Below are 25,536 nucleotides of genomic sequence, written 5' to 3'. Positions count from 1 at the left end.
TCCGCCCGGACCGGCGGGCGTCGATGGCTCACACCACCTCCGTCACGGCGTGGCGGGCCTCCAGGACGGCGCAGTACACCGCCTCCGTCTCGGCCGCGACGCGGTTCCAGCCGTAGCGGCGCAGCGCGCGACGGCGCCCGGCCGCGCCGCACGCCTCCCGCGCCTCGGGCCGGGCCAGCAGATCGGCGACGGCCCGGGCCAGCGCCTCGGGGTCGCGGGGCGGCACCAGCCGTCCGGTGGCCGGGTCGGCGACGGTGTCGAGGTGGCCGCCCACCGCGCTGGCGACGACCGGCCGGCCGCAGGCCATCGCCTCCAGCGGCACGATGCCGAAGGGCTCGTAGTCGGCCGGGCACAGCACCACGTCGGAGCCGCGCAGCAGCGCGGGCACCTGGCGGCTGGGCACCCCGCCGGTGAAGTGGACCCGGTCGGCGACCCCGGCCCGGCGGGCGAGGTCACGCAGGCGCCGTACCTCCGGGTCCTCGTCGAGCCGGTCCTTCGCAGGGCCGCCGACGATGAGGAGTTCGGTGTCCGGCAGCCGGGCCAGCGCGGCGACGGAGACCGCCGCGCCCTTACGGGGCACGAGGCGGCCCAGCTGGAGCAGCCGGTAGCGCTGGGTCCGGCGCTTCGCGGCCGGGCCCCGGGGCGTGAACAGTTCGGTGTCGACGCCGCACGGTACGACGCTGACCTTGTCGGCCGGGATGCCCATCCGGGACAGCTCGTGGACCTCGTCGCGGCAGGTGGCGACGACCCGGTCGCAGCCGAGGCCGACGTCCGTCTCGTGGCCGATCCGCTGCGGCGGGCTGGTGTCCGCGAGCTGCTGGTGGCGCCGCTTCACCGTGCCCAGCGCGTGGTAGGTGTGCAGCAGGGGCAGGTCCAGCGGGCGCACCGCGCGCAGCGAGGCGAGTCCCGACATCCAGAAGTGGGAGTGCACGAGGTCGGGGGGCCGACGCCGCCAGACGCGGGTCAGATGGCGGGCGAAGTCGCCCATGTGGGGCAGCAGTTCGTCCTTGGGTATGGGCTGCGCCGGTCCCGCGGGAACGTGGTGCACCTCCACCCCGTCGCGCAGGGGCACGGTGTCGGGCAGGTCGGGATCGTCGCGGCGGGTGTGCACGGTCACGCGGTGGCCCCGGTCGGCCAGCGCGCTCGCGAGGCAGGCCACGTGGACGTTCTGCCCGCCCGCGTCGACTCCGCCCAGCGCGGCCAGCGGGCTGGCGTGTTCGGAGACGAGCGCGATGGAGAGCGAGCCCGGCCCGTCGGCGTCGAGGTGGGTGTGCGGCAGGGATCCGACCGATGACGTCATGAGCGCACCTCCGTCAGCAGGCGCTCCCAGTCGTCCAGGAAGCGCTTGAGCCCGTACCGTTCGAGGGCCGCCTGACGCGCGCGGGCGCCGTCCTCGGCGGCGGCCCCGGGTTCTTCGAGGTAGCGCCGGGCGGCCCGGGCCAGCACGTCGGGGCGGGTGGACAGCGTGCCCGCGTCCGGCGGGACCGCCTCGACCGCCTCCGTGGTGGCGAGCGCCACGACCGGCATGCCCAGGTGCATGGCCTCAAGGAGCGACAGACCGAGGGACGTCCAGCGCACCGGGTGCAGATACAGCCGGCGTTCGGCCATGGCCGCGTGGAGTGCGCTCTGCGGCAGGTCGGCGGAGCGGCAGCGCTCCTCCGGCAGGTCGAGGTGGTCGGCGAGGCCCTCGGTGCGCATGCCGAACACGTCCAGTGGGGCGGCGCGGGCCAGTTGGGGCAGCAGGTCGGTACCGGTGTAACGGCCGCGCCGCACCGGTTCGTTGACGACGACGGCCGCGCGGGGAAGGCGACCGGTGTACAGGTGGCCCGGGTCGACGATGCCGTGCTCGATCACCTCGGTGCGGGTGCTGCCGCAGTCCCAGAACAGGCGGTTGAAGTGGGTGACGTGCACCAGGGTGAGGTCGTCGCGGTCGGCGAAGGGGTGCCGGGTCGTGGGCACGTCGCCGTCCGGCGCGTTGTGCTCAAGGTAGACGGCGGGCAGGTCACGGCCCGGCCGCCGGCCGCCCAGCCAGCGTTCGGCCAGCCCCATCTCGTGCGGGCGCTGGAGGACCACCAGGTCCACCTCCGCGTCCCGCAGCTGGGCGGGCGTCAGCTCCCGCACCGAAGGGGGCCAGGTGAACGTGCGGGCGCGGCCGAGGCCGTCCGCGTCGCGGTCCGGGGTGACAGGAACGAGGTAGGTGTGCGGTCCCTGGACGAACGCCGTCGTCCAGGAGCCGTGCACATGCCACAACAGGATGTTCATTTGGACGCTCCTCGTTCCGTTTCGGCCCTGCCGCCCGGTCCGTACGGGGCGGCGGGCCTGGGCGACGGGCCCTGGTCCACCACAGGGCCCGCCCGCTTCGTCTTCCTTGTCTGCTTGAAGTCATTCATCCCAACTGGTTGGTTTGCGCAGAGTGCGGTGACCGCGGCCAGCACTTCCGCGTCGCCGATCCCGTCGAGACAGGGGTGGCCCGGCGTGGGGCAGTTCCGCGCCCGGGTGCCCGCGCAGGCGGCCTCCTGGTCCCCCAGCAGCACGTGCGGCACGCCGTACGGCCGCCAGCGCTCCGCCGGTACCACCGGCGCGAACAGGGACACCACCGGTGTGCCGACGGCGGCGGCCAGATGCGCGGGACCGGTGTTGCCGACCACCGCGACCCGCGCCCCGGCGAGCACCCCGGCCAATTGCTCCAAATGGGTGACCCCGCCCAGGTCGAGAGCGTGCGCCCCGGCCACCCGGGCCGTCAGCTCCCGCTCCCCGGGGCCGCCGGTGACCACGACGCGGTACCCGGCGGCGGACAGCGCGGCCGACGCCCGGGCCGCCCGCTCGGGGCTCCACGCCCGCGCGGGCACGGCGGCGCCGGGATGCAGCACCACATACGGCTCGGAACCGGTCAGGTGGGTCATGTCCGGTGGGGGCGTGATGCGCAGCGTGCCGTCGTCGCCCGGCGGCAGCGCGAACCCCGCGTCCCGGGCCAGCTCCAGGGCCGCGAGCACCTCGTGCCGGTGCGCCTGCCGGTGGTGGCGCAGGTCGAGCAGGGCCCCCGGGTAGTCCTCGCTATCGGCCGCCGTCCAGCCGACGCCCGCCAGCTTCAGCAGCAGGGCGGCCGGCAGCGGGCTCTGGTGGTACGACACCAGCACCAGGGCCCGGTCGAAGCGACGGGCCGCCAGCGCGTCCAGCAACCGCCGGGTCGCCTGCCGGGAGACCGGCGCCGGTTCCAGCCCCACCCACGGCGCGTCGTGCACCAGGACCTCGTCCACGCCCGGCAACAGCCGTCCCGCGCTCGCCCCTTGCGGCCCGCACAGCAGCGCCGTGTACGACGATCCGGCGGCCACGGCCCGCACGGCGGGCCCGGCCAGCAGGACGTCGCCGGCGCTGTCCAGGCGTACGACCAGCGAGCGGGGCAGGGTTCGGGAATCGGCCGTCATGACTCTCCCGGGACGAGATCGGGTGCCGGGGCCAGCGCGAGGCGGACCGCCGTGCGCAGGTCGGGGGCGGTGGCCTCGGCCTCGGCGGTCTCCTCGGGGCGGGTCACCGGGGTCGGCACCAGCACGCCCCGGGCGCCGGCGGCGCGGGCGGCGGTCACGTCGGCCCCGATGTCGCCGATGACGACCGTGCGGTCCGCCGGGGCGCCGAGCCGTTCGCACGCGGCCAGCACCAGACCCGGCGCGGGCTTGCGGCAGCCGCAGCCGTCGTCCGGGCCGTGCGGGCAGACCGCCCACACCCCGAACGGGCCGAGCAGCTCCTCCACCCGCCGCCGCACGGCCGCCACCTGGCGGTACGTCAACATGCCCCGGGCGACGCCGGACTGATTGCTCACCACGCCGACGGGGATGCCCCGCGCCCGGAGCGCGTCGACGGCTTCCCGGGCCGTCGGCATCGGCACGACCCGTGCCGGGTCACCGTTGTAGGGGACGTCGACGACGAGGGTGCCGTCCCGGTCGAACAGGACAGCAGCCGGGAAGCCGCCGGGCACGGCCTGCGGAGGACCGTCGAACAGCCACGGTCGCGGTCCCGGTGCCCGGCGCGGCTCGCGGGGCGTCGTGAGCGGCGTCATGAGGGCACCCGCTCCCGGTCCGGCGCCCGCGTGGGCCTCGGCGGCTCACCGGATTCGTGGGCGGTGACGGGCGGCGCGTTCCGGTGCACGATCTGCCCGCGCAGCCAGTGCCAGACGGCGGCGGGCGGGATGGCGACGCTGGTCAGCGCCATCGTGACCACCTCGTCGCGGGTACGCGGCCCCGGCACGATCCGGGCCAGCGCGAACTCGGCCGTCCCGGCCAGCCACAGCCCGGCGCACGCCGATGCCGCGCGGCGTCGGCCCAGGGCCGCGCAGGCCACGGCCGTCACCGCCGCCCCGGTCAGTGCCAGATGCCGGGGCAGCCGCCCGCGCGGCGCCCCCGCCCGGCCCCACCACGTCCGCCCGTGCAGCCGGGTCATCAGCACGTCGTCCGCGTTGCCCGCCTGGAGCCGTACCGAGACCCAGCGGTCGGCGGGCCGCACCGGATGCGTGGTACGGCGGCACCCGGCCGCCACCGTCCAGCCCGCCGCGAGCACCCGCAGGGCCAGGTCCGCGTCCTCCCGGAAGGCTCGCCGGAAGCGTTCGTCGAAGCCGCCGACCGCCTCCAGGGCCGCCCGGCGGTAGGCCATGTCGGCCGTGATCCAGCGGGCGGTGGCGAGTCCGGCGGTGTTGCGCTCCCAGTCGGTGGGGCGGCGGTCCGTCGGCAGCGGGACGTCGATCCGCGCGGTGACCGCGCCCGTCCGGTACGTCGCCCCGGCCAGGTCGAGGGCCAGGTCCTCGCCCCAGGAGGGGCTGGGCACCACGTCGTCGTCCAGGAAGACGATCCAGGGCACGCGTCCCGCCGCCCGCCATCCGGCGTTGCGGGCGGCGGCGGGACCCCGGGCGCCGCCCCGGACGACCGTGGTGAGCGGGCGCAGCTGCTCGGGGACCTCGTCCGTGAGCGCGGCCACCGAGGCGTCGGGGCGGTCGTCGACGAGGACCAGCCGCACGGGGCGGGGGCCGCCGGAGCGGGCCAGGGCGCGCAGGCAGGCGGTCAGGCTGGGGCGGCCCAGGGTGGGGATCACCACCGCGTAGGCGTCGTCGGCGTACTCGGATGCGGTGGCGGCCGACGGTGCTGCCTGGGTCATCGGGGCCTCCGGGGGGCGTGCTCGGGGTGCTCGGTGTGCGCGATGGGGGCGGCATGGGCGGCGGACGGGGCCCTTGGGCCATCGGGGCGGCGGTGGGGCCATTCGTCGGCGGCTGGCTGGTGGACGGCCCCGGCGGGTGCCGCCCGAGACGTGGGGTCCTGCCGTCGCCGTACTCCGTGCGCCGCCCACGGCGTGGTCTCCGGCACGGAGCCCCGCAGGTGTCGTACGTGATGTGCCGCCCGAGCCGTGTGCTCCCGCATCAGGCCCTCCCGTTCCCCGTCGCGCGGAAGAAGTCGCCGCGCCGGACCGCGTACGGGCCGATGGCGAGCAGGTCGACCGGTGAGGAGCCGAAGCACTCCAGGGCGTCGCGTGGATCGTCGACCATCGGCCGGCCGGCCGTGTTGAGGCTGGTGTTGACCACCACCGGCAGCCCGGTGCGGCGCTCGAACGCGGTCAGCATGCGGGCGACCAGCGGCTCCTGCGCCGGGTCCACGGTCTGGATGCGGGCCGTGCCGTCGACGTGCACGACGGCCGGGATGCGTTCCCGCCAGGACTCGGCCACGTCGTGCACGAACAGCATGTACGGACTCGGCAGCGGGCCGTCGAAGATCTCGGCGGCGCGGTCGGCCAGCACCATGGGCGCCACCGGCCGGAACTGCTCACGGCCCTTGACGTCGTTGAGCCGTTCCAGATTGCCCGCGTGCCCGGGATGCGCCAGCAGCGAGCGGTGGCCGAGCGCCCGGGGACCGTACTCGGAGCGGCCCTGGAACCAGGCGACGATCCCGTTGTCGGCGAGGGCCTCGGCCACGGTCTCGGCGATGTCCGCGGGCCGTTCGAAGGGTACGGCCGCCGTCTTCAGCCATGCGCCCAGCTCCGCGTCGGTCCAGTCCCGGCCCAGGTCGGCGCCCGCCATCGGCTCCGGCGCGTCCCCCGCGCCCGCCGCCAGCAGCAGCGCACCGCCCAGCGCCGTGCCCGCGTCACCGGCCGCCGGCTGCACCCACACCTGCGAGAAGGGACCCTCACGGGCGATACGGGAGTTGGCGACACAGTTGAGCGCGACGCCCCCGGCGAGCGTGAGCACGCTGTGATGGGTCCGCCCGTGCAGCCAGCGCACCAGGTCGAGCAGCGTCTCCTCCAGTACGGCCTGCGCGCTCGCGGCCACGTCCGCGTGCTCCTGGGTCCACGGCTCGTCCGCGCCGCGCGGCGGGCAGAACTCGTGCCAGGGGACGCCGGTGGCGTGGAACCCGCCGTCGCCGGTCGGGTACACGTACCGGCGCAGCTCCGGCAGCATCCGCGGGCTGCCGTGCGAGGCCAGGGCCATCACCTTGAACTCGTCCGAGGAGCGCAGGAAACCCAGATGGTCGGTCAGCTCCTCGTAGACCAGGCCCAGGGAGTGCGGCAGCTCCTGCGCGTGCAGCGCCTCCAGCCGGTCCCCGACCCGCCGCGCCGCGAGGTGCGAGGCGCGTTCCCCGCGGCCGTCCAGGACCAGCACGGAGGAGTCGCCGGCGTCGGGTGCCGCGAAGGCGCTGGACGCCGCGTGCGCCATGTGGTGCGGGACGAAACGGACCTTGTCGGCGTCCAGACCCGGCAGCGCGGCCCGCAGGAAGCCGGGGGCCTCACGGGCGTACGTCTGCCGCAGGTGGTCCCAGGGGTCGTCCAGGCCCATCGCCTCGGCGGGGCGGGCCAGCTGCGGGTCGTAGGAGTAGGCGACCGCGTCGAGGTCCTGCGGGCGCAGGCCGGCCCGGCGCAGACACCACGCGGCGGCCTTCTCCGGCAGCTCCCAGGCGGAGAACGGCACCGGCCGCTTGCCGTGCTTGCGGCGGGAGAACCGCTCTTCCTCGGCGGCGGCCACGGTGCGGCCGTCGATCACGAGGGCGGCGGCGGGGTCGTGGAAGAGGGCGTTGATTCCGAGGATGCGCATGGGGGTCCTGGGGGTGCGGTGGGTTGAGTGGGGTTCGGTGGCTGGGTGGCGCTTGGGTGGCCGGGTGGCGCGTGGGCGGTGGGCGGTAGCGGTGGGCGGTGGGTCGGTGACTGGGGGTCGGTGGCCGCGTGGCGCGTGGCCGGTGGGTCGGTGGATGGAGGCCGGTGGCCAGGGCGGTGGGTCGGTGACCCGGGATAGGTGACCGGGGAGCGGTGGGCCGGTGACCCGGGATAGGTGACCGGGGATCGGTGACCGGGCGTTCTGCCTCGGCGCGGCGTCGGACCCGGTGCGCCTCAGCGTTCACCGGCCGTGGCGCGGAACCAGTCGATCGTGCGGCGCAGCCCTTCCTCCGCGTCCACCTCGGGCTCCCAGCCGAGCTTGTCGCGGGCCAGCGTGATGTCGGGGCAGCGGACCGCCGGGTCGTCGGTCGGCCGTTCGACGAAGCGGATCTCCGAGGGGGAACCCGTGAGCCTGATGACCAGGCGAGCGAGGTCCAGCATGGTGATCTCACCCGGATTGCCGATGTTCACGGGGCCGCGCATGCCGTGCGCCGCCGCCGCGAGGATGCCCCGGACGGTGTCCTCGACGTAGCACAGTGAACGCGTCTGGCGGCCGTCGCCCGTGACCGTGAGCGGTTCGCCGTCCAGCGCCTGGCGGACGAAGGTCGGCACCGCCCGGCCGTCGTGGCCGCGCATCCGCGGACCGTAGGTGTTGAACAGCCGCACGATGCAGGTGTCGGTGCCCTCCGCCTCCGCGTGCGCCGTGGTGAGCGCCTCGCCGAACCGCTTGGCCTCGTCGTACACGCTGCGCGGGCCGACCGGGTTGACGTTCCCCCAGTACCGCTCGTCCTGCGGGTTCTGCTGCGGGTCGCCGTACACCTCGGACGTCGACGCGAGCAGGAAGCGGGCGCCGTGGTCATGGGCGAGTTCCAGGGCGTTGCGGGTGCCGAGACTGCCGGTCTCCATCGTGTGCAGGGGCAGCCGCAGATAGTCCGCCGGGGACGCCGGGGAGGCGAAGTGCAGGACGAGATCCGGGGGCCGCTTGACGGGTATCTGCTCGGCGACGTTCGCGTGCACCAGCGTGAATCCGGGGCGGTCGAGCAGCGGGGAGACGTTCTCCGGCCGGCCGGTGCTGAAGTCGTCCACGCAGGTGACCGCCGCGCCGGAGTCCAGCAGGGCGCCGCACAGATGCGAGCCGACGAAGCCCGCGCCACCGGTGACGACGGCGTGCTCCCAGGTACGTGATGATGCGGTGGTCATTCAGGTCTCCTCTGCACATGACGACGACGGCCTGTCGGATGCCTGGCGCCGACCCGGGACCCTGGTTCCTGCCTTGTCGACCCCGCCTTCTCTGCCTTCTCTGCCTTCTCTGCCTTCACTCCGACGCGGGCCGCGGGCGCCGCGAGGGCACCCAGTACCTAGATCAGCGTCCTCCGTCCGAGCCCAGGAGGCTCGGAGGCATACGGCATCCGGGTGATGCACGCAGCGTGAGCCCCTCGGCGCGTGGGGATGGAGAGGTTCGGGCGATGACATGAGACGCCGGTTTCCCAACTGGCAGAGACCCAACCTCCGGAGCCGGCACCTCTGATCACTGCCCGGTGACGCGGCGCTGCGATGGTGGCGGACCCGATCCCGTGAAAGGATGACGCTGCCTGTCGGAACGTACCTGGTCGGGGGTTTCTCCCCGCCCGAGGGTTTCTCCTGCGCGGGGACGGCAACCCGGGCCCAGCCCGCGGCAGCGACCCATGAGGCCCCCACCCGACCCCCGCCGCGCCCGCGCCGCTGTCCCGGACCCCGCACCGCTCGTCAGCTCCTTGGACAGGAGTTCCGGATGACCACCACCACACAGCCTCGCCGGACCGCAGGGCCGGGGCCGCGCATCGGCCTGCTCGGCTCCTACGGCGGCTTCAACCTCGGCGACGAGGCCATCCTGACCTGCGTCCTCGGCTGCCTGCGCGCCCACCGCCCGCAGGCCCGGCTCGTCGTCTTCAGCCGGAACGCCGAGCACACCCGCGCCCACCAGCCCGCCGCCGACCAGGTGGTCGACTGGGAGGGCGTCCCGCAGAAACAGATCCTCGACGTCCTGTCGGGCCTGGACCTGCTGGTGCTCGGGGGTGGCGGCATCCTCTACGACGGTGAGGCGCGCCGCTATCTGCGGCTGGTCGGCGCCGCGCAGGCCCGCGGGGTGCGCACCTTCGCGTACGCCGTCGGCGCGGGCCCGCTGCGTGAGGCGGAGGACCGGGAGGCGGTACGTGCCGTACTGCCGGCGATGGACGAGGTCGTCGTACGGGACGAGGAGTCACGGCTCGTGCTGGAGGAGGCCGGGCTCGACCGCGACCTCACCGTGACCGCCGATCCGGCGCTGCTGCTGCCGCCGGAGCCCTTCACCGACCAGATGATGCGGCAGGAGGGCATCCCCGCCGATACCCGGCTGGTGGGGATGTCGGTCCGCGAACCGGGCCGCGCGGCCGAGAAACTCGACGAGAGCGACTACCACGCCCTGCTCGCCGACGTGGCCGACTTCCTGGTACGGCGGCTGGAGGCCCATGTGGTCTTCGTGCCGATGGAACGCCAGGACGTCCACCACGCCCACGGCGTGCTCTCCCGGATGACCGCACCCGACCGGGGGCGCATCCTGCACAGCGTCTACAGCCCCGGCCAGGTCCTCGGCTTCATGAACCACCTCGACCTCGCCGTCGGGATGCGCCTGCACTTCGTGATCTTCGCCGCGCTCTCCGGGCTGCCCGTGCTGCCGCTGCCGTACTCCGGCAAGGTCTTCGACTTCTCCCGCCGTATCGGGGCGCCGGCGCTGGTCGGCGTGGCGCGCGAGCAGGCCGGGCTGCTGCTGGCCGAGGTGGACCGGTTGTGGGACGAGTTTCCGCAGCGCCGGGACGATCTTGACGCACGCGTGCGGGCGTTGCGAGGCGTCGCCCGGGAGACCTGCGTCCGGTGCGCCGTGGTCCTCGACTCCCTGGAGGAGCAGACCGGCGTCGCGCCCGACACCGAACGCCCGGGCCTGCACCTGCTACGGCCGGGTACCGGAACGGCGACCTGAACGACCGGGCCATGGACCCCGGCAGGGGGGCACGGGTACGGGGCCCGGGAGTCCGACCGCCTTCGGAACACCTCCGACGGGAAGAACCGATGCCGATCCTGCAACGACCTCCACAGTCACGGACCGTCACCCTGCCGCCGCGCGACGCCCACCACGGGGGCCGCACGGAGGTCCTGGTCGTCGGCGGAGGCCCGGCCGGCACCGCGGCCGCGTACGCCGCGGCCGACGCCGGCGCCGATGTGGTGCTCGTGGAGCGGTACGGCTTCCTGGGCGGCAACGCCACCGTGGCGCTCGTCATGCCCCTGATGTCGTTCCACAACGAGCAGAAGCAGGCCGTCTTCACCGGCCCCGGCCAGGAAGGCGACTCGCTGCTGCCCACCGACCACGGCGAGGGCGAAGCGGTGGTCGCCGGTTTTCTGTGGCGCCTGCTGGACCGGCTGAACGAGCGCGGCGGCTGCATCCCGCCCTCCCTCGAAACCGGCTACACCGTCCCCTTCGACCCGGAGATCTACAAACTCGTCCTCCTCGACCTGCTCGACGAGGCCGGCGTCCGCATGCTGTTCCACTCCTTCGCCTCCGCCGCCCTGCCGCTCGACGACGGCTGGCGGGTCGTCTTCGAGACCAAGTCCGGCCCGGTGGTGATCGACGCCGACGTCGTCGTCGACGGCACGGGCGACGGTGATGTGGCCGCCGCCTGCGGAGCGCCGTGCGAGATCGGCCGGCCCGAGGACGGGCTGGTGCAGCCGATGACGCTCATGTTCCGCGTCGTCGACTTCCTGCGGCCCCGGTTCGCCGAGTACGTCCACGAGCACCCCGACCAGTGGCGGGGCGTGCACGGCCTGTGGGACCTCGTCGAGGAGGCCACCAAGGCGGGCGAACTGCGCCTGCCCCGCGAGGACATCCTCTTCTTCGGCACCCCCCACCCCCGTGAGGTCAGCATCAACAGCACCCGCGTCACCCGGGCCCTCGGCATCGATGTGTGGGACCTGAGCCGCGCCGAGTACGTCGCCCGCCGCCAGATGGAACAGATCGATCGCTTCCTGCGCCTGCACGTCCCCGGCTTCGAGGAGTCATATGTGGTGCAGAGCGGCACCCAGATCGGCGTACGGGAGACCCGGCGCATCCTCGGCGACTACCACCTCACCGGTCACGACATCCTGGCGGCACGCTCCTTCCCCGACGTCATCGCGCACGGCGCCTACCCCGTCGACATCCACAACCCCAGGGGCAGCGGCACCGTCCTCAAACGCGTCCCGCGGGGCCGCTTCTACGACATCCCGCTGCGCTGCCTGCTGCCCCGCGACACGGAACACCTGCTCGTCGCGGGCCGCTGCATCTCCGGCTCCCACGTGGCGCACTCCTCCTACCGTGTCATGCCCATCGCCATGGCGACCGGTCAGGCGGCGGGCGTCTGCGCCGCGTTGGCCACCCGGATCAACCGCAGCCCACGGGAGGTGCCGTACGCCCTGGTCCAGCAGGAGCTCACACGCCAGGGGGCGCGGCTGCACCTGGCGGCTGGGGCGGCGGCGGGGCTCGGTTGAGGTCGTCCCAGGTGTCGTTGTCGCGCCACCGGCCGCCGCTGGGCGCGGTGTCGAAGCGGGTGGCCGCCGACGCGTTGCTGCGTCTGTGTCCTCCTCGGCTGCTGGTCGTCCCCATTCGGTTTCCCGTCCACCGGCGGGCGGGAGACAGCGGCCGCGACGGCGATCCCGGCTCGCACCTCCGGGGGATCCCGCAGGTGGTAGGAAGCGCCTGGCTTCGGCGGGCCGTCGCTCCAGGCCGACCGTGCTCACGGGCATCCACCGTCAACGGCATCGACAACGGCATCGACATGGGCAGCTCCTCACTGGAAGGGCGCGCAGGCGGCCGCCCGGACTGTCGGCCGGTGGCACCGTCGAGCACCGAGTGCCAGTGATCGGCTGGGCCCAACCATGGGCCTGTCGGGCGTCGACCTGGGGGGTCTCGCGTGGACGTGGTGTCCCGGTCAGGCGGAGTTGACGAGCCCTATGTAGCGCGTCCAGTCCCAGTGCGGGCCGGGGTCGGTGTGGTCGGTGCCCGGTATCTCGTGATGGCCGATGATGTGCGCGCGGTCCTTGGAGATGCCGTACTTCGTGCAGATCGCCGCGGTGAGCGTGGCCGACCGCTCGTACATGGCGTCCGTGAAGTAGCCGGGCCGGTCGACCCACCCCTCGTGTTCGATGCCGATGCTGCGTGTGTTGTGCTCCCAGCTCCCGGCGTGCCAGGCGATGTCGGACTCGCGGACGCACTGCGCCACATGTCCGTCGGCGGACCGGACGACGTAGTGCGCGGACACCTTCTTGCTGGGGTGCTGGAAGACGGCCAGGGTCCCGGAGTAGTCCGTCTGCGTGACGTGGATGACGACGAGGTCGACGGGGTGGGTGGCCGGACGGTTCGCCGACGTGGAGTTGGCGGGGGTCGCAGGCTGCCATTCCGCGAGCGGGTAGTCGGGAGCCGGTGTCCGCGCGTCGGCCCTGGGGCCGGGCAGCAGTGCGTAAGGGACGGCGGCCAGGGCGGCGCCCTTGAGGACCCGTCGCCGGTCGGGGAGTGGTCTTGCCCGTTGCATGGAGGGTCGCCTCTCAGCTGGAAGGACTTTGAAGGAGGTTGAAGGAGGTTGAAGGAGGATGGAGGACGGGTTGGAGGGGGGAGGGCCGGAGAAGGCCGGGATGGCGGAGGGCGGTCCACGCCCAGATCGGGTCGGGATCAATCCGTAGCGCCGCCGCCGACTCGCGCAGCCGGGCGTGGACCACGGTGTTCATCGCGCACTCGAGGGCGACACCGCAGGTCCCGCCCTCGCCCTGCCGGGCGTGCCCGTCGCCGAGGCTGAGGCGCGCGCCCTCAAGCACGTCCAGGCGTACTCTCCCGGTTGGGGCCGCACGGTCAGGATGTCTGGGTCGCTCATGAGCACACCCCTGCCTTCTGGGCGTCGGCACCTGCGTGGCGCCGACGTAGTTCAGCCGTTTCCACCGACATCGTTCGTCCCCCCTCGAATCATCGGTCCCGCACAGCCGATCGGTCGGTCCAGCTCAGCCGACGTCGTCTCCGCACACCGGCTGCGCCTCGCGTGAATCACGGTACGGCGCTGGGCGTTGGGCTGAAGGTCGTCGCGCCTTTCCGTGGATCACCGAGGAGTTGTGGATAACTCGCTCACCCGAACGGGTGGTGAGCAGGGCTTTCGGAGGGACGCCGGAGGGCTTGCAAACACCTTCAGCCCCGCGCCCTCACCTCAGCCACCCCCGCCGGATCGTCCAACACCCCGCGCACCACCCAATGCGCGGCCCCCAGCAACGGCCCCTCAGGACCGAGCCGTGACACGGACACAGGGCAGGCCCGCCCCGCCGTGCGTCGGGCCAGCTCGGTTCGCAACGACGGCAGCAGCCAGGGTGCGAGCCCGGCCAGCGCACCGCCCAGCACCACGCTCTCGGGGTCCAGCAGATTCACCGCCCCGGTCAGCGCCACACCGAGCGCCTGGCCCGCATCGCTCAGCGCCCGCCGTACGTCCTCGTCACCCTCCGTGGCCCGCCCCGCGAGCAGTCCGACACGGTCCTCGCCCGGCTCCAGACCGGCAGCGCGCAGCACCGCCTCCTCACCGGCGTACTGCTCCAGGCAGCCGCGTCCACCGCAGGCGCACTCCGGCCCGTCCGGCCGGACCGGGACATGCCCCAACTCGCCCGCGAAGCCGCGTGTTCCGCGCAGCAGCCGACCGTCCACGATCACGCCCGCGCCGATACCGATCTCGGCCGACACATGCACGAAGTCCCGCGGGGTGCCCTCGCCGAGCCAGAGCTCGGCCAGCGCGCCGAAGTTGGCCTCGTTGTCCACGGTCAGCGGCAGCTCCGCGGGCAGCAGCGACCCGAGGTCGGTGTCGTGCCAGCCGAGGTTGGGAGCGCGTACGACGGTCCGGGCGTCGCGCGCCACCAGACCGGGAACCGCCACCGCGAGCCCCGCCGGCCACAGCCCCTCACGTTCCGCATCGGTGACGACCCGGCGCACCAGCCCGGTGAGTTCTTCGATCACCGGCTCGGGGGAGCGGCCGCGGTTCGGGCCATGCCGTACGATCCGCGCCCGTACCTCTCCCCGTAGATCGACCGCGCAGACCGCGAGATGGTCGACGCCGACCTCCGCGCCGATCCCCGTGGGGCCGCGCCCGCTGACCGCGAGCGCGGAACCGGGACGGCCCCGGCCCACCCGGCCGGGACGTTCGGGGCCCAGTTCGTCCAGCAGGCCGAAGCGGATGAGTTCGTCGACCAGGGTGGAGACCGCCGCACGGGTCAGTCCGATGCGGGAGGCCACCGCCGCACGGGACAGCGGGCCCTCCGCGCCGACCGTGTGCATCACCCGGGCGAGATTGCGGCGCCGCATGCCCTGCTGGGTGTCCGGCAACGCGCGCCCGGGACCGGCAGGGTGGCCCTTGTGCAGCGGTGCGGTCATGCCTCCGTCCTCGGTGGCTCAGCGGCTCTCGGGGCTCCGCTCCAGCAGCGGGGCCGCGTCGGAGAGTACCCCGGAGATCCTGGCCAGCGTCTCCTCGTCCCGCTCGACCGCGTCCAGCACCGGCCCGCGCGCGGTGTTCCAGCGCCGGGCCACTGCGGCGGGGTCCTCGCCGGTGAGCAGTCCGGCTGCCTGGGCCGCCGCGCCGAGCGCGACCAGTTCCCTGGCCTCGGGGACCTGGACGGGGCGCCCGGAGAGTCGTCGTACGGTCTGCTGCCAGGCCGTTCCCCGGGCGCCGCCACCGATCAGCAGCAGCGGCGCCGAGGGGTCGGCGTCCTCGTCGAGGACCAGGTCCAGCGCGCCCAGCAGCGCGTGCACGGCACCGTCGTACGCCGCCTGGAGGAGCTGACCGGCGGTGGTGTCGTGACGCAGGCCGTGCAGCAGTCCCGAGGCGTTCGGCAGGTCGGGGGTGCGTTCGCCGTCCAGGTACGGCAGCAGGGTCACGCCCGTGCCGGGCTCGACGGCCTCGCGGTCCAGGCCCAGCAGGGCCGCGACGCGGTCGACGGCGAGCGTGCAGTTCAGGGTGCAGGCCAGCGGCAGCCAGTCCCCGCGCGCGTCGGCGAAGCCCGCCACGGTGCCGGTCGGGTCGGCAGGGCGCCGCCGGGACACCGCGTACACCGTGCCGGACGTGCCCAGGCTCATGACGGGAGTGCCGGGGCGCAGCCCGAGGCCCAGCGCGGCGGCGGCGTTGTCGCCGGTGCCGGGTGCGACCAGGGTGCCCTTGGAGAACGGCAGGTCGTGGCTGTCACGGACGGTGCCCGCCACCTCGCCGGGCCGCACCACGCGCGGCAGGAGCGCCGGATCTAGCCCCACGCGCGCGAGGATCTCCTCGTCGTACGACTCGCTGCCGGACGCCCACCAGCCCGTACCGGAGGCGTCGCCGCGGTCGGTCGTGCCCTGCCCGGTGAGGCGTTCGGTGAGGTAGTCGTGGGGGAGCCGCACGGCCTTCGTGGCGCGGACCGCCTCCGGCTCGTGCTCGGCGAGCCAGGCCCACTTGGTGACCGTGAAGGACGCGCCGGGCACGCTGCCCGTGCGGTCCGCCCAGAACTTGGCGCCGCCCAGCTCCTCGACCAGCCGACGCGCCTGCGGCGCCGAGCGCACGTCGTTCCACAGCAGGGCGGGGCGTACCGGCTCGCCCCGGTCGTCCAGCGTGACGAGACCGTGCTGCTGCCCGCCGATGGACACCGCGGCGGCCTCGTGGGCGGGCTCGCCGCACTGGCGCAGCGCCTCGCACAGTGCCTTCCACCACTGCCGCGGGTCGCTCTCCCGCCCGGCCCCGGACGTGACGGTGTGCGGCGCCTGGCCGCTCGCGACGACCTCGCCGGTGGTCGCGTCGACGACCAGCGCCTTGGTGGACTGGGTGGACGTGTCCACGCCGACGACGAGCGGACCCTCGGCTGCTGACATCGGGCTCTCCCTTTTCCGCGGCTCTGCGGGACAGTGGGACAAAGACATCTTGTCTCTTCCCAGACGTGCGACCGCATACTAATTTGTAAACGGCCATGACGAAATAGTCGTACGCAGCAAGGAGCCGCGGCATGAACTACCAGCCCACCCCCGAGGACAGGTTCACCTTCGGCCTGTGGACCGTCGGCTGGCAGGGAAGGGACCCGTTCGGCGACGCCACGCGGCGTGCCCTCGACCCGGTCGAGACGGTGCAGCGCCTGGCCGAGCTCGGTGCCCACGGGGTGACCTTCCACGACGACGACCTGATCCCCTTCGGATCCTCGGACACCGAGCGCGAGTCGCACATCAAGCGCTTCCGCCAGGCCCTGGACGCGACCGGCATGACCGTCCCGATGGCCACCACCAACCTCTTCACGCACCCCGTCTTCAAGGACGGCGCGTTCACCGCCAACGACCGTGACGTACGCCGGTACGCGCTGCGCAAGACCATCCGCAACATCGACCTGGCGGTGGAGCTGGGTGCGAGGACGTACGTCGCCTGGGGCGGGCGCGAGGGCGCCGAGTCCGGTGCCGCCAAGGACGTACGCGCCGCGCTCGACCGCATGAAGGAGGCGTTCGACCTCCTCGGCGAGTACGTCACCTCCCAGGGCTACGATCTGCGCTTCGCGATCGAGCCCAAGCCGAACGAGCCGCGCGGCGACATCCTGCTGCCCACCGTCGGCCACGCCCTGGCGTTCATCGAGCGGCTGGAGCGGCCGGAGCTGTACGGCGTCAACCCCGAGGTCGGGCACGAGCAGATGGCCGGGCTGAACTTCCCGCACGGCATCGCGCAGGCGCTGTGGGCGGGCAAGCTGTTCCACATCGACCTCAACGGCCAGTCCGGCATCAAGTACGACCAGGACCTGCGCTTCGGCGCCGGTGACCTGCGCGCCGCCTTCTGGCTGGTCGACCTCCTGGAGAGCGCCGGCTACGACGGCCCCCGCCACTTCGACTTCAAGCCGCCGCGGACCGAGGACCTCGACGGTGTGTGGGCGTCGGCCGCGGGCTGCATGCGCAACTACCTCATCCTGAAGGAGCGTTCGGCCGCCTTCCGCGCCGACCCCGAGGTCCAGGAGGCCCTGCGCGCCTCCCGCCTCGACGAACTGGCCCGGCCCACGGCGGCGGACGGCCTGCAGGCCCTGCTCGCCGACCGCACGGCGTTCGAGGAGTTCGACGTCGAGGCGGCCGCCGCGCGCGGGATGGCGTTCGAGCGGCTCGACCAGCTGGCGATGGACCATCTGCTGGGTGCGCGCGGCTGAGGCCGTACGCGGCGGCGTGACCTCCGCGTGGAATGCCACGGAATCGTGCGATCCGTGACATGAGTCCGTGCCAACCACCGCGTGGGGGTCGCGGTCCGGCGGCTGTTCCGTGAACCTGGTCGCCATGGCCATGCCGCCCGCACCGCCTCAGCCGCCCGGACCGCCGGGTGACACGCCGCCCCCGGGCGGCGGTTTCGGACCTCCCACCACGGAATTCGGACCCGTACCCCCACGACGGCGGCGCAGCCCCGTCCTGCTCGCCCTGGCCGTGCTCGTTGCCGTCGCGGTCGTCGTCGCTGTGGTGGTCTGGACGGGATCCGCAAGCGACCAGTCACCGGACGGGAAACCGCCCGTCGGTAGCAGCACTTCCGCGGAGCCGAGCTTCGGCATCCCCACCGAGCTGCCCACCAGGCTGCCGAGTGGATTGCCGTCACTGCCGTCGCAGTTCCCCACGGAACTGCCGAGTGAGATGCCCAGCGAGCTACCGAGCGATCTGGAATCCCTGATCCCGGACCTCCCGCTCGACACGCTGCCCTAGGGAACCGGGGCGCCTCAGATGTGTCGTTGATCAGCGCCAGCGTGTCACGGTCCACGCGCGCGATGCCTTCATCGAGCCGGGCACACCGGTGACCGCGCCCCCACTTCGGCATGACGGACGGCGCGGAGGCGTTCGACGCGCAGGGTCGGCTGGTCGACAGCGGGGTCCAGACGACGGTGGTCCACGTGCGGCTGCCGCACGGGACTCGGTGTCCAGCCCGTTCGGGTCGTACGTCAGCGGCGTCCGCACGTCGTAGGAGGACGGTGCCTCGTCGTGCCCCTCATGGTTCGACAGGCCGGTGACGGGCTTACCCGAGGACGTGGTGATCGGTATCGCGTCCAGCACCCGCACGGAGCCGCCGGAGATCCGGATCTTCACGATCGCCGGGCCGAAGCCCGGCACCGGGAAGGGACGGCGGTCCTTGCCATCCACCGTGCCGAGCGGGGTGTCACCCAGGGTCGCCGTGCGGATCACCCGCGCGTCCTGGGAAGGGGCGCCCGTGGCCGGGGGCCGCCGCCAGCAGCGCGGCTACCACCGCGAGGGGACGCCCGCTCACCAGGTCTTGCTCGCGGCCGACCCCGAGGCCGACTCAGCAGGCCTTGGTCGCGGCCGACTCCGACGCCACCTTCAGCGGGCGTCGTCCCCACCCGTTGCCTCCGTCGCGGCCAGCGCCGTCGCCGGGTCCTGGTCCCCGCCTCCCACGGGCACCCAGCGGTCGCCTGCCTCCCGATACGGCCACCAGCGGCCGTCGCGCCCCAGACGCAGCTGGCTCGGTGCGCCGACGACCGTCCACCGGTTGGCCTGCGCGCGCAGTTCCGGCCGCTCGTCGTCGTCCCAAGCCGCCTCCAGGGCAGCACGCGCGCGTGCGAGGGTCTCGGCCTCGACCGTCCACTCCTCTTCGAGTACGGACAGCCCGGCCACACCGCCGTATTGCCAGGCCTGCACCGCCAGAGCCAGCTCCTCCGGGCTGCGTCCCGAGCCCTTGGCGAGCCGGTCGGCCAGGGCCCGTACGGGAGCCCCGGCAGCAAGCCGTACGGCGTCCTGAGCCACCGTCAGCTCCTCCTCGGCAACGCCTCCCCGCAGCGCCTCGGACAGCAGGCGGTGCGCCGCCACCGCCGTCCGTGCAGCCAGGAACTCCAGTGCGGCCGGTTCGACGCCGGGCGCGGGCGGGGCCTCGGTGTCCAGGGAGGGTGGCAGGCCGGGCTCCGCCGGGAGTTCGGGCGGGGCGGGCAGCGGGGGCAGGATGTCCCCAGCCGCATACGCCTCCACGGCGTCCACTCCCTCCGGTTCGGACGGCCCTTCGGCGGGTTCTTCCATGGGCGCCGCGCTGCGGGTCTGGAGGTCGTCCAGCAGGGCGCGTTCACCGCGCCCGCGCAACAGCAGCAGGACGAAGGGATCCTCGTCGAGCAGACGGGCCACCTGGTAGCACAGTGCCGCCGTGTGCCCGCAGTGGTCCCAGGCCCCGCAGTCGCACGTGGGCTCCAGATCGCCCATGCCCGGCAGCAGTTCGACACCGGCCGTCGCCGCGTCCTCGACGAGGTGCGGCGGCATCTCCCGGTCGAGCAGTGCCGCGACATGCCCGGCCCGCTCGACCGCCATCTCCAGGAAGCGGTCCCACCGCTCCGCCGACAGCTCCTCCAGCAGCACATCGGCCCGGTGCGCCGTACCGTCCCGGTCCTGGACGACCGCGGTGAGCCGCCCCGGCCGCACCGACACCGCGCCCACGGCACCCGCGCGCGCGAGCCGACGGCCCGCCTTCACCTGCTCCGCGTCCAGCGCCGTGTCCTCCAGGGCCTTCAGCCAGGCCCGGCCCCACCAGGTGACCGCGAAGCCCCTCCCGCGCGCGGGAGGCAACGCGGCGAACGTGCGCTCTGTCTCGTCGTACGGATTCATCGCGTCGCCCCTCGCAGCTCCACCAGATCGGCCAGTTCGGCATCCGTCAGCTCCGTGAGCGCGGCCTCGCCGGGGCCCAGCACCGCGTCGGCCAGCTCGCGCTTGCGATGCAGCATCTCGGCGATACGGTCCTCGATCGTCCCCTCGGCGATCAGCCGGTGCACCTGCACCGGGCGGTCCTGGCCGATGCGGTAGGCGCGGTCCGTGGCCTGCGCCTCGACGGCGGGGTTCCACCAGCGGTCGTAGTGCACGACATGCTCGGCCCGCGTGAGGTTCAGGCCCGTGCCCGCCGCCTTCAACGACAGCAGGAACACCGGGACCTCACCGTCCTGGAAGCGCCGCACCATCGCCTCGCGCTCGGGGACCGACGTCCCGCCGTGCAGGAACTGCGAGGACACGCCACGGCCCGCCAGATGCCGTTCGATCAGCCTGGCCATGCCCACGTACTGGGTGAAGACCAGAACGCTCGCCCCCTCGGAGAGGATCGTGTCGAGCAACTCGTCGAGCAGCTCCAGCTTTCCGGAGCGCCCGGCGATCACCGGCCGCTTCTCCTTGAGGTACTGCGCCGGGTGGTTGCAGATCTGCTTCAGACCGGTCAGCAGCTTCACGATCAGTCCGCGCCGGGCCATGCTGTCGGCCTCCGCGATCTCCGCGAGCGTCTCGCGCACCACGGCCTCGTACAGCCCCGCCTGTTCCGTGGTGAGGGACACCGCGCGATCGGTCTCGGTCTTCGGCGGCAGCTCGGGCGCGATGCCCGGATCCGACTTGCGCCGGCGCAACAGGAACGGCCGTACGAGCCGGGCGAGCCGCTCCGCGGCGGCCGGGTCCTGGCCGCCCTCGACGGCCTGCGCGTACCGGGTGCGGAACGTGCCGAGGCGACCCAGCAGCCCAGGGGTGGTCCAGTCGAGGATCGCCCACAGCTCCGAGAGGTTGTTCTCCACCGGGGTGCCGCTGAGCGCCACACGCGCGCGTGCGCCGATGGAGCGCAGCTGGCGCGCGGTCGCCGAGTACGGGTTCTTCACGTGCTGGGCCTCGTCGGCCACCACCAGACCCCACGGCACGTCGGCCAGCCGCCGCGCGTCGAGCCGCATCGTGCCGTACGTCGTCAGCACGAACTCCCCGTCGGCCACGCCGTCCAGGTCACGCCGTGATCCGTGGAAGCGGCGCACCGGTGTGCCGGGCGCGAACTTCTCGATCTCGCGCTGCCAGTTGCCCAGCAGGGACGTCGGACAGACCACCAGGGTCGGTCCGGCGGCCGACGGGTCGGTCTGCCGGTGCAGATGCAGGGCGATCAGGGTGATCGTCTTGCCGAGCCCCATGTCGTCGGCGAGACAGCAGCCGAGCCCCAGGGACGTCGTCCGGGCCAGCCAGGACAGGCCCCGCCGCTGGTAGTCGCGCAGTTCGGCGGCGAGCGCGGCGGGCTGTTCGACCGGTTCCTGCGCCTCCGGGTCCGCCAGCCGCTCCCGCAGCGCCGCCAGCCAGCCGGTCGGCTCCACCTCGACCCGGCGGCCGTCGACCTCCGTGGAGCCCGTCAGAGCGGCGCCCAGCGCGTCGAGAGGCGTGATCTTGCGGTCCTGCTGCGCGCGGACGCGGCGCACCTCTTGTGGGTCGATCAGCACCCATTGGTCACGCAGTCGCACCACGGGGCGGTTCGCCTCGGCGAGCCGGTCCAGCTCCTCGCGGGTGAGCTGCCGGCCGCCCAGCGCGAACCGCCAGTCGAACGCGAGCAGCGCGTCTGCCGACAGGAACGACGGCGTGTCCGAGGAGAGCTTCTCGTCGTGCGGTGGGCCGACGACCGCGCGGGCGGTCAGCTCGCGGGCCAGTTCCCTGGGCCAGTGCACGTCGACGCCGGCGCCCGCGAGAGCCGCCGAGCCGTCGCCGAGGAGCTCGGTGACCTCCTCGTCGGCGAGCTCCACGGCGTCCGGCACGGCGGCCGACAACAGGGGAGTGATCGCGGGCCAGGCCCGGGCCGCGCGCCTGAGGGCGAGCAGCGCGTCCACCCGCGCGCGGGGGCCGAACGCCCCGCTGGTGGCGTTCGTCCCGGCCCACACCTCGGCGGCGTCCGCGACGAGCGAGGCATCGTGCACGCTGTGCACCTGGAGCACGGCCCGGAAGGTCGGCGCCGTGTCGTCCCCCGCCGAGGCCGGACCGGGCCCCTCGATCCGCAGCGAGATCCGGACGCCCGCGTCGTGGCCCGCGGCCACATCGGCGGCCCACGCGCGCTGCTCGGGCAGGTGCTGCGGCACTGGTACGGCGTAGGCGGGGCCGCCCGTCACGAGCGACGCGGCGGGGGAGCGGGGCAGCGTGTCGGCGACCGCGTCCAGGAAGGCCCGCAGCAGCCGCTCCGGCTCGGGCAGCCGCAGCGGCCCGGTGCCGCCCAGCGGTACGGCATGCGCCTCGGGGGGCATCGCGGCGGCGAGCCGCCGTACGCTCTCGACGTCCTCGGCGCGCAGCGGTCCCGCACGCCAGGCGTCGTGATCGCCGGGGGACAGGCCGGGCAACAGCAGCCCCCGGGCCACGAACTGCAGGCCCAGCACAGCTGCCGCGCCCCAGAACACGGTCGCCCGGTGTCCTTGCTGGGCGGCACGCGCGCGCGTGAGGATGGGCAGCGCCGCGCGTACGGACAGCAGGACGGCCGGTACGTCGACCAGCTCCACCCCGTCGCCGCCGGGCAGCACGACGGCCAGCTCCTCGACGGTGCCGCCGTGCACGACCGGCGGGGCGGTGCCGTCGGGGCGCCAGAAGGCGACGCTGCCGGTGCGGGCCGGGTCGCCGGGCAGGAACACGGCACCGCAGTGGGTCAGTTCGGAGAGTTCGGAGAGGGTTGCCGTGGGAATCCTCTGCACAGAGATAGCCGCATTCCTCAAATTTGACTACTTGGGTAAGGTCGCCGAGGGTACAGCATCTCTTCGACTCACCCGGCATGATGGGGCTGTGACCTCGATCACCCGATGTCTCTCAGGGGTGGCTCAGGGTCGCGCATCAGGGATGTCTCAGGGTGCGTCTAAGGGGCGCGGCTGGAACCGCCGGGAACGCGGGCCCGTTCTCAGAACACAGAGCGGCAGTGGCCGCGAAGGAGGCGACACACATGTCGAAGAACGCGAAGATCGCCGCAGGAGGTGTGGCGGTCGGGCTCATCCTGTTGATCTGGCTGCCGTGGTGGGCGCTGCTGATAGTGCTGGGCGTCCCGGCCGCCGCGTATCTCGCGCTGGACCCGTCGCAGCGCCGCAGGCTGCGCCGGGCCACGCGCAAGGAGCTCGGCCGCTGACGCTCTACCGACTCGGAGCGGTTCCGCCGTCCAGCGCACACGAGTCGACCACATCGCCGCCCGCAGGCCGGCCGACGGTCCGGTCCGTGGGCGGCCGGGTACCTCGCTCCACCCACGCGACCAGCGCGTCGAAGGCCGATCGATAGCAGGGCAGGATCGGCCGCAGCCGGTCGGGATGGGTGTCGAACAGCCCGTCGACATGCGTACCGCCCTGCACCGTGTAATAGCGGTGCAGGGGCCCCCGCCCCCGGGCGTCGACCATGCGCGCGTACACGTCGGAGTCAGCGGCCTTGGGCAGCAGCGTGTCCATGTCCCCGTGCAGTGTGATCAGCGGCTTGCCGATGCGCCCGGTCAGCGCCACCCGGGCCACGGCGTGATGGACGGAGGACGGGCGCGAGGCGTAGTCGTAGGTCGCGTCGGACGCGCAGGGCGCCAGGATCTCCTCGGGCGTGGTCCCGGCGGACGGTCCGGGGCAGCCGGGGTCGTACGCCGGGTCGAACTCCGCGCGATAGGTCTTCTGTGTGATGCCCCAGTACGCCTTCTCGTGGTACGGCCACAGGAACTCCGAGTCACGCGCGAAACCCACGGCGTACATGTCCTCGTCCGACGCCGAGCCAAACGTCCGCGCCACCGCCGTGGGAAGCGAGGTGAGCAGATTCGGCCCGTCCGCCGTCCAGAGGGCGCCCTCCCAGTCCACTCCGCCGTCGTACAGCTCCGGATGGTTCTCCAGCTGCCAGCGCGTCAGATAGCCGCCGTTGGAGACGCCGGTCATGTAGGTGCGTCGCGGGGCGTGCCCGTAGCGCTGGGTCACGACCCTGCGGGCCGCGCGCGTGAGCTGGGTGGTCCGCGCGTTCCACTCGGCGACCGCGTCCCCGGGCCGGTCGCCGTCACGGTAGAAGTCGGCGCCCGTGTTGCCCTTGTCGGTCGCGGCGTACGCGTAGCCCTGGGCCAGCACCCGGTCGGAGATCGCCTTGTCCGTCGCGTACTGCCTGCGGGTGCCCGGCGCCCCGGTGACGACGAGGCCGCCGTTCCAGCGGTCCGGCAACCGGATCACGAATTGTGCGTCGTGCCGCCAGCCATGCGTGGCGTTGGACCGCGACGAGTCCGGGAAGAACCCGTCGACCTGCACGCCCGGCACCCCGGACGGTACACGGGTGGCCTGGGCGGTCAGCCCCGCCTGGTCGGCCAGGTCGGTGTAGGGCGTACCGGCGAGGCCCGTGGTGGTCAGGTCGTCCAGACAGGCCGTCTGCTGAAACGCCGCGCCCGGAACCCGCACGCGGTCCTGACGAGCGCACTGGGCATCGCCGGTTCCCCTGGCGACGGCGGGAGTCGGCCCCGCGAGGGCCGCGGCCAGCAGAGCGGCGGCGAGCAGGGGAACGCCGGGGGACGGACGCATGCGGGCCTCCAGGGCGGTACGACAGGGCACGGCACGGGGCCGAGCCGAGGGCTGCCCCATCGTGCGGTGGGCGCCGCGCGTCTGCCATGGAGTGGCGCCACATGCCGTTCAGTCGAGGCATGGGCGCCCGCCACAGGCCGTGAAGTCCCTTGGTATGTAAGGGCTCCTTGCTTTCGGCACTACGTCCGCATCAGGAGGCCCAGTGACCGTCGGCCCGTCTCAGCTCGGCCGTACCGCCATCTTGTCCAGCGCCTCCAGCAGAGCCGGCAGCTTGGGCCCCCGGCCCACCGGCAGAACCTCGCCGGGCTTCTCGTCGAGCAGCAGGAACGCCATGTCGTCGGTCCTCGCCACCAGCGACCAGCCCGGACCGTCGGCACGCAGCGTGCGGGCGTCGCCCGGCGCGAAGGACGACCGGACGCGGCCCAGGGGCGGCGGGGTGTCCACATACGCGTGTGCCTCGGCGAGCACGCGCCGGATCACGCTGCGTTCGGGACCCACCTCCTCTTCCCCGGTGGGCTCGGAGCCGGTCCTGGGGCTCACGAACTCCGTGTCGTCGACCTGCTCCCGCCACAAGGTCCACTGCACCGCTATCTCGTCCGCCCCCAGCCGGCGCTGGGCCGATCCCCAGCCGGTGGTGTCCGGCGGCGACAGCGGCGGGCAGCCCGCGACCTCCGGGTCGGGATCGTGCGGCGCGGGCACCCCGGGAGCCGCCACGGCGACCGCCAGCGGCCAGCCCGGCAGGGCGGCGACCACGGAGCGCTCGTCCGGCGACAGGTCGTACTCCATGCCGCAGTCCCAGGAGGCGATGGCGACCGCGACCAGCGACACGTCGTCGGTGACGACCGTCCACCGCGCGCCCTCGCCGTCCTGGCCGAGCACCAGGCCGTACCCGTCGGCCAGCGGCGCGAGACCCAGCGCCGCGCAGGCCTCCGGGTAGTCGTCGCCCAGCACGCTCGGGAACTGCGCCGGCGTCAGCAGTACCGCCGTGAGCACATAGAGCGCATCGTCCGCGGCGGCGACGGCGTCCTCGTCCGTCCCGGCCATCCCAGCCTCCCCAGAGGTTCGTCCAACGGCGCGCACCCTAGTGCGACCGGAAGCCGCTTGTCACGACTCCGC

The 25,536-nt window shown here is 73.6% G+C and carries 19 protein-coding genes and 2 pseudogenes; 5 read left to right on the top strand and 16 right to left on the bottom strand.

The genetic code is table 11. The features are described 5' to 3' along the window. Window positions 1-28: 28 nt before the first annotated feature. The 7 genes from KWI83_RS12465 to KWI83_RS12435 form a co-directional block, all read right to left on the bottom strand. A complete protein-coding gene (locus tag KWI83_RS12465; protein ID WP_218514388.1) occupies window positions 29-1,300 on the bottom strand; it encodes a glycosyltransferase in 1,272 nt (423 codons plus the stop codon). After that, a complete protein-coding gene (locus tag KWI83_RS12460) occupies window positions 1,297-2,262 on the bottom strand; it encodes a glycosyltransferase (RefSeq protein ID WP_218514387.1) in 966 nt (321 codons plus the stop codon). The genes KWI83_RS12465 and KWI83_RS12460 overlap by 4 nt, the downstream gene beginning before the upstream one ends. After that, a complete protein-coding gene (locus tag KWI83_RS12455) occupies window positions 2,259-3,425 on the bottom strand; it encodes a glycosyltransferase family 9 protein (RefSeq protein WP_218514386.1) in 1,167 nt (388 codons plus the stop codon). The genes KWI83_RS12460 and KWI83_RS12455 overlap by 4 nt, the downstream gene beginning before the upstream one ends. After that, a complete protein-coding gene (locus KWI83_RS12450; protein ID WP_218514385.1) occupies window positions 3,422-4,054 on the bottom strand; it encodes an HAD-IIIA family hydrolase in 633 nt (210 codons plus the stop codon). The genes KWI83_RS12455 and KWI83_RS12450 overlap by 4 nt, the downstream gene beginning before the upstream one ends. Continuing rightward, window positions 4,051-5,142, bottom strand: coding sequence for a glycosyltransferase family 2 protein (locus KWI83_RS12445; RefSeq protein ID WP_218514384.1), 1,092 nt, complete (start codon window positions 5,140-5,142; stop codon window positions 4,051-4,053). The genes KWI83_RS12450 and KWI83_RS12445 overlap by 4 nt, the downstream gene beginning before the upstream one ends. Before the next feature lie 259 nt (window positions 5,143-5,401). Beyond that, complete coding sequence (locus KWI83_RS12440) at window positions 5,402-7,063, bottom strand: carbamoyltransferase C-terminal domain-containing protein (RefSeq protein WP_218514383.1); 1,662 nt, start codon at window positions 7,061-7,063, stop codon at window positions 5,402-5,404. Between the two features lie 293 nt (window positions 7,064-7,356). Beyond that, entirely contained in the window at window positions 7,357-8,322 is a 966-nt protein-coding gene (locus tag KWI83_RS12435) for an NAD-dependent epimerase/dehydratase family protein (RefSeq protein ID WP_218514382.1), read from the bottom strand. 571 nt (window positions 8,323-8,893) lie between these two features. Between KWI83_RS12435 and KWI83_RS12430 the strand changes: the two genes are divergently transcribed. Continuing rightward, entirely contained in the window at window positions 8,894-10,117 is a 1,224-nt protein-coding gene (locus tag KWI83_RS12430) for a polysaccharide pyruvyl transferase family protein (protein ID WP_218514381.1), read from the top strand. A gap of 89 nt (window positions 10,118-10,206) precedes the next feature. Then, the gene (locus tag KWI83_RS12425) at window positions 10,207-11,658 is read left to right on the top strand and encodes an FAD-dependent oxidoreductase (RefSeq protein WP_218514380.1); all 1,452 of its coding nucleotides are present in this window, start codon (window positions 10,207-10,209) and stop codon (window positions 11,656-11,658) included. Between the two features lie 440 nt (window positions 11,659-12,098). Here the strand turns inward: KWI83_RS12425 and KWI83_RS12420 are convergent, their stop codons facing one another. From KWI83_RS12420 to xylB, 4 genes and pseudogenes are all read right to left on the bottom strand, one after another. After that, window positions 12,099-12,698, bottom strand: coding sequence for an N-acetylmuramoyl-L-alanine amidase (locus tag KWI83_RS12420; protein ID WP_218514379.1), 600 nt, complete (start codon window positions 12,696-12,698; stop codon window positions 12,099-12,101). Window positions 12,699-12,849: 151 nt separating this feature from the next. Beyond that, window positions 12,850-12,975 (bottom strand): annotated as a pseudogene (locus tag KWI83_RS40250) (acetamidase); the annotation flags it as partial. Window positions 12,976-13,339: 364 nt separating this feature from the next. Next, entirely contained in the window at window positions 13,340-14,563 is a 1,224-nt protein-coding gene (locus KWI83_RS12415; protein WP_218514378.1) for an ROK family transcriptional regulator, read from the bottom strand. Window positions 14,564-14,581: 18 nt separating this feature from the next. Next, window positions 14,582-16,027, bottom strand: a complete 1,446-nt coding sequence (xylB, locus tag KWI83_RS12410; protein WP_218514377.1) for a xylulokinase — start codon at window positions 16,025-16,027, stop codon at window positions 14,582-14,584. A 131-nt stretch (window positions 16,028-16,158) separates the two neighbouring features. On the opposite strand from xylB, the gene xylA reads away from it, so the two are divergent. Further along, on the top strand, window positions 16,159-17,325 hold the full coding sequence (gene xylA, locus KWI83_RS12405; RefSeq protein ID WP_218514376.1) for a xylose isomerase: 1,167 nt from the start codon (window positions 16,159-16,161) through the stop codon (window positions 17,323-17,325). Between the two features lie 67 nt (window positions 17,326-17,392). After that, a complete protein-coding gene (locus tag KWI83_RS12400) occupies window positions 17,393-17,863 on the top strand; it encodes a hypothetical protein (protein WP_308122037.1) in 471 nt (156 codons plus the stop codon). Between the two features lie 180 nt (window positions 17,864-18,043). Here the strand turns inward: KWI83_RS12400 and KWI83_RS12395 are convergent. From KWI83_RS12395 to KWI83_RS12385, 3 genes and pseudogenes are all read right to left on the bottom strand, one after another. Beyond that, window positions 18,044-18,422: pseudogene (locus KWI83_RS12395) on the bottom strand (esterase-like activity of phytase family protein); the annotation flags it as partial. A gap of 68 nt (window positions 18,423-18,490) precedes the next feature. Then, window positions 18,491-19,756, bottom strand: a complete 1,266-nt coding sequence (locus tag KWI83_RS12390) for an SWF or SNF family helicase (protein ID WP_218514375.1) — start codon at window positions 19,754-19,756, stop codon at window positions 18,491-18,493. After that, window positions 19,753-22,602: a DEAD/DEAH box helicase gene (locus KWI83_RS12385; protein ID WP_218514374.1), complete on the bottom strand. Its 2,850-nt coding sequence runs from the start codon at window positions 22,600-22,602 to the stop codon at window positions 19,753-19,755. Before KWI83_RS12385 ends, KWI83_RS12390 begins: the two co-directional genes overlap by 4 nt. Before the next feature lie 242 nt (window positions 22,603-22,844). Between KWI83_RS12385 and KWI83_RS12380 the strand changes: the two genes are divergently transcribed. Then, window positions 22,845-23,024 (top strand): hypothetical protein, encoded by a 180-nt coding sequence (locus KWI83_RS12380; protein WP_218514373.1) that lies wholly within the window; start codon window positions 22,845-22,847, stop codon window positions 23,022-23,024. Between the two features lie 4 nt (window positions 23,025-23,028). Here the strand turns inward: KWI83_RS12380 and KWI83_RS12375 are convergent, their stop codons facing one another. Together KWI83_RS12375 and KWI83_RS12370 are read right to left on the bottom strand one after the other, a co-directional pair. Then, window positions 23,029-24,420, bottom strand: a complete 1,392-nt coding sequence (locus tag KWI83_RS12375; RefSeq protein ID WP_218514372.1) for a tannase/feruloyl esterase family alpha/beta hydrolase — start codon at window positions 24,418-24,420, stop codon at window positions 23,029-23,031. Window positions 24,421-24,639: 219 nt separating this feature from the next. Beyond that, a complete protein-coding gene (locus tag KWI83_RS12370) occupies window positions 24,640-25,464 on the bottom strand; it encodes a hypothetical protein (protein ID WP_218514371.1) in 825 nt (274 codons plus the stop codon). Window positions 25,465-25,536 lie beyond the last annotated feature (72 nt).

The sequence above is a fragment of the Streptomyces sp. TRM70350 genome (assembly GCF_019219825.1).
GTDB lineage: Bacteria > Actinomycetota > Actinomycetes > Streptomycetales > Streptomycetaceae > Streptomyces.
Note: the sequence above shows the minus strand (reverse complement) of the source record. Positions and strands in the feature narration are given on the sequence as shown.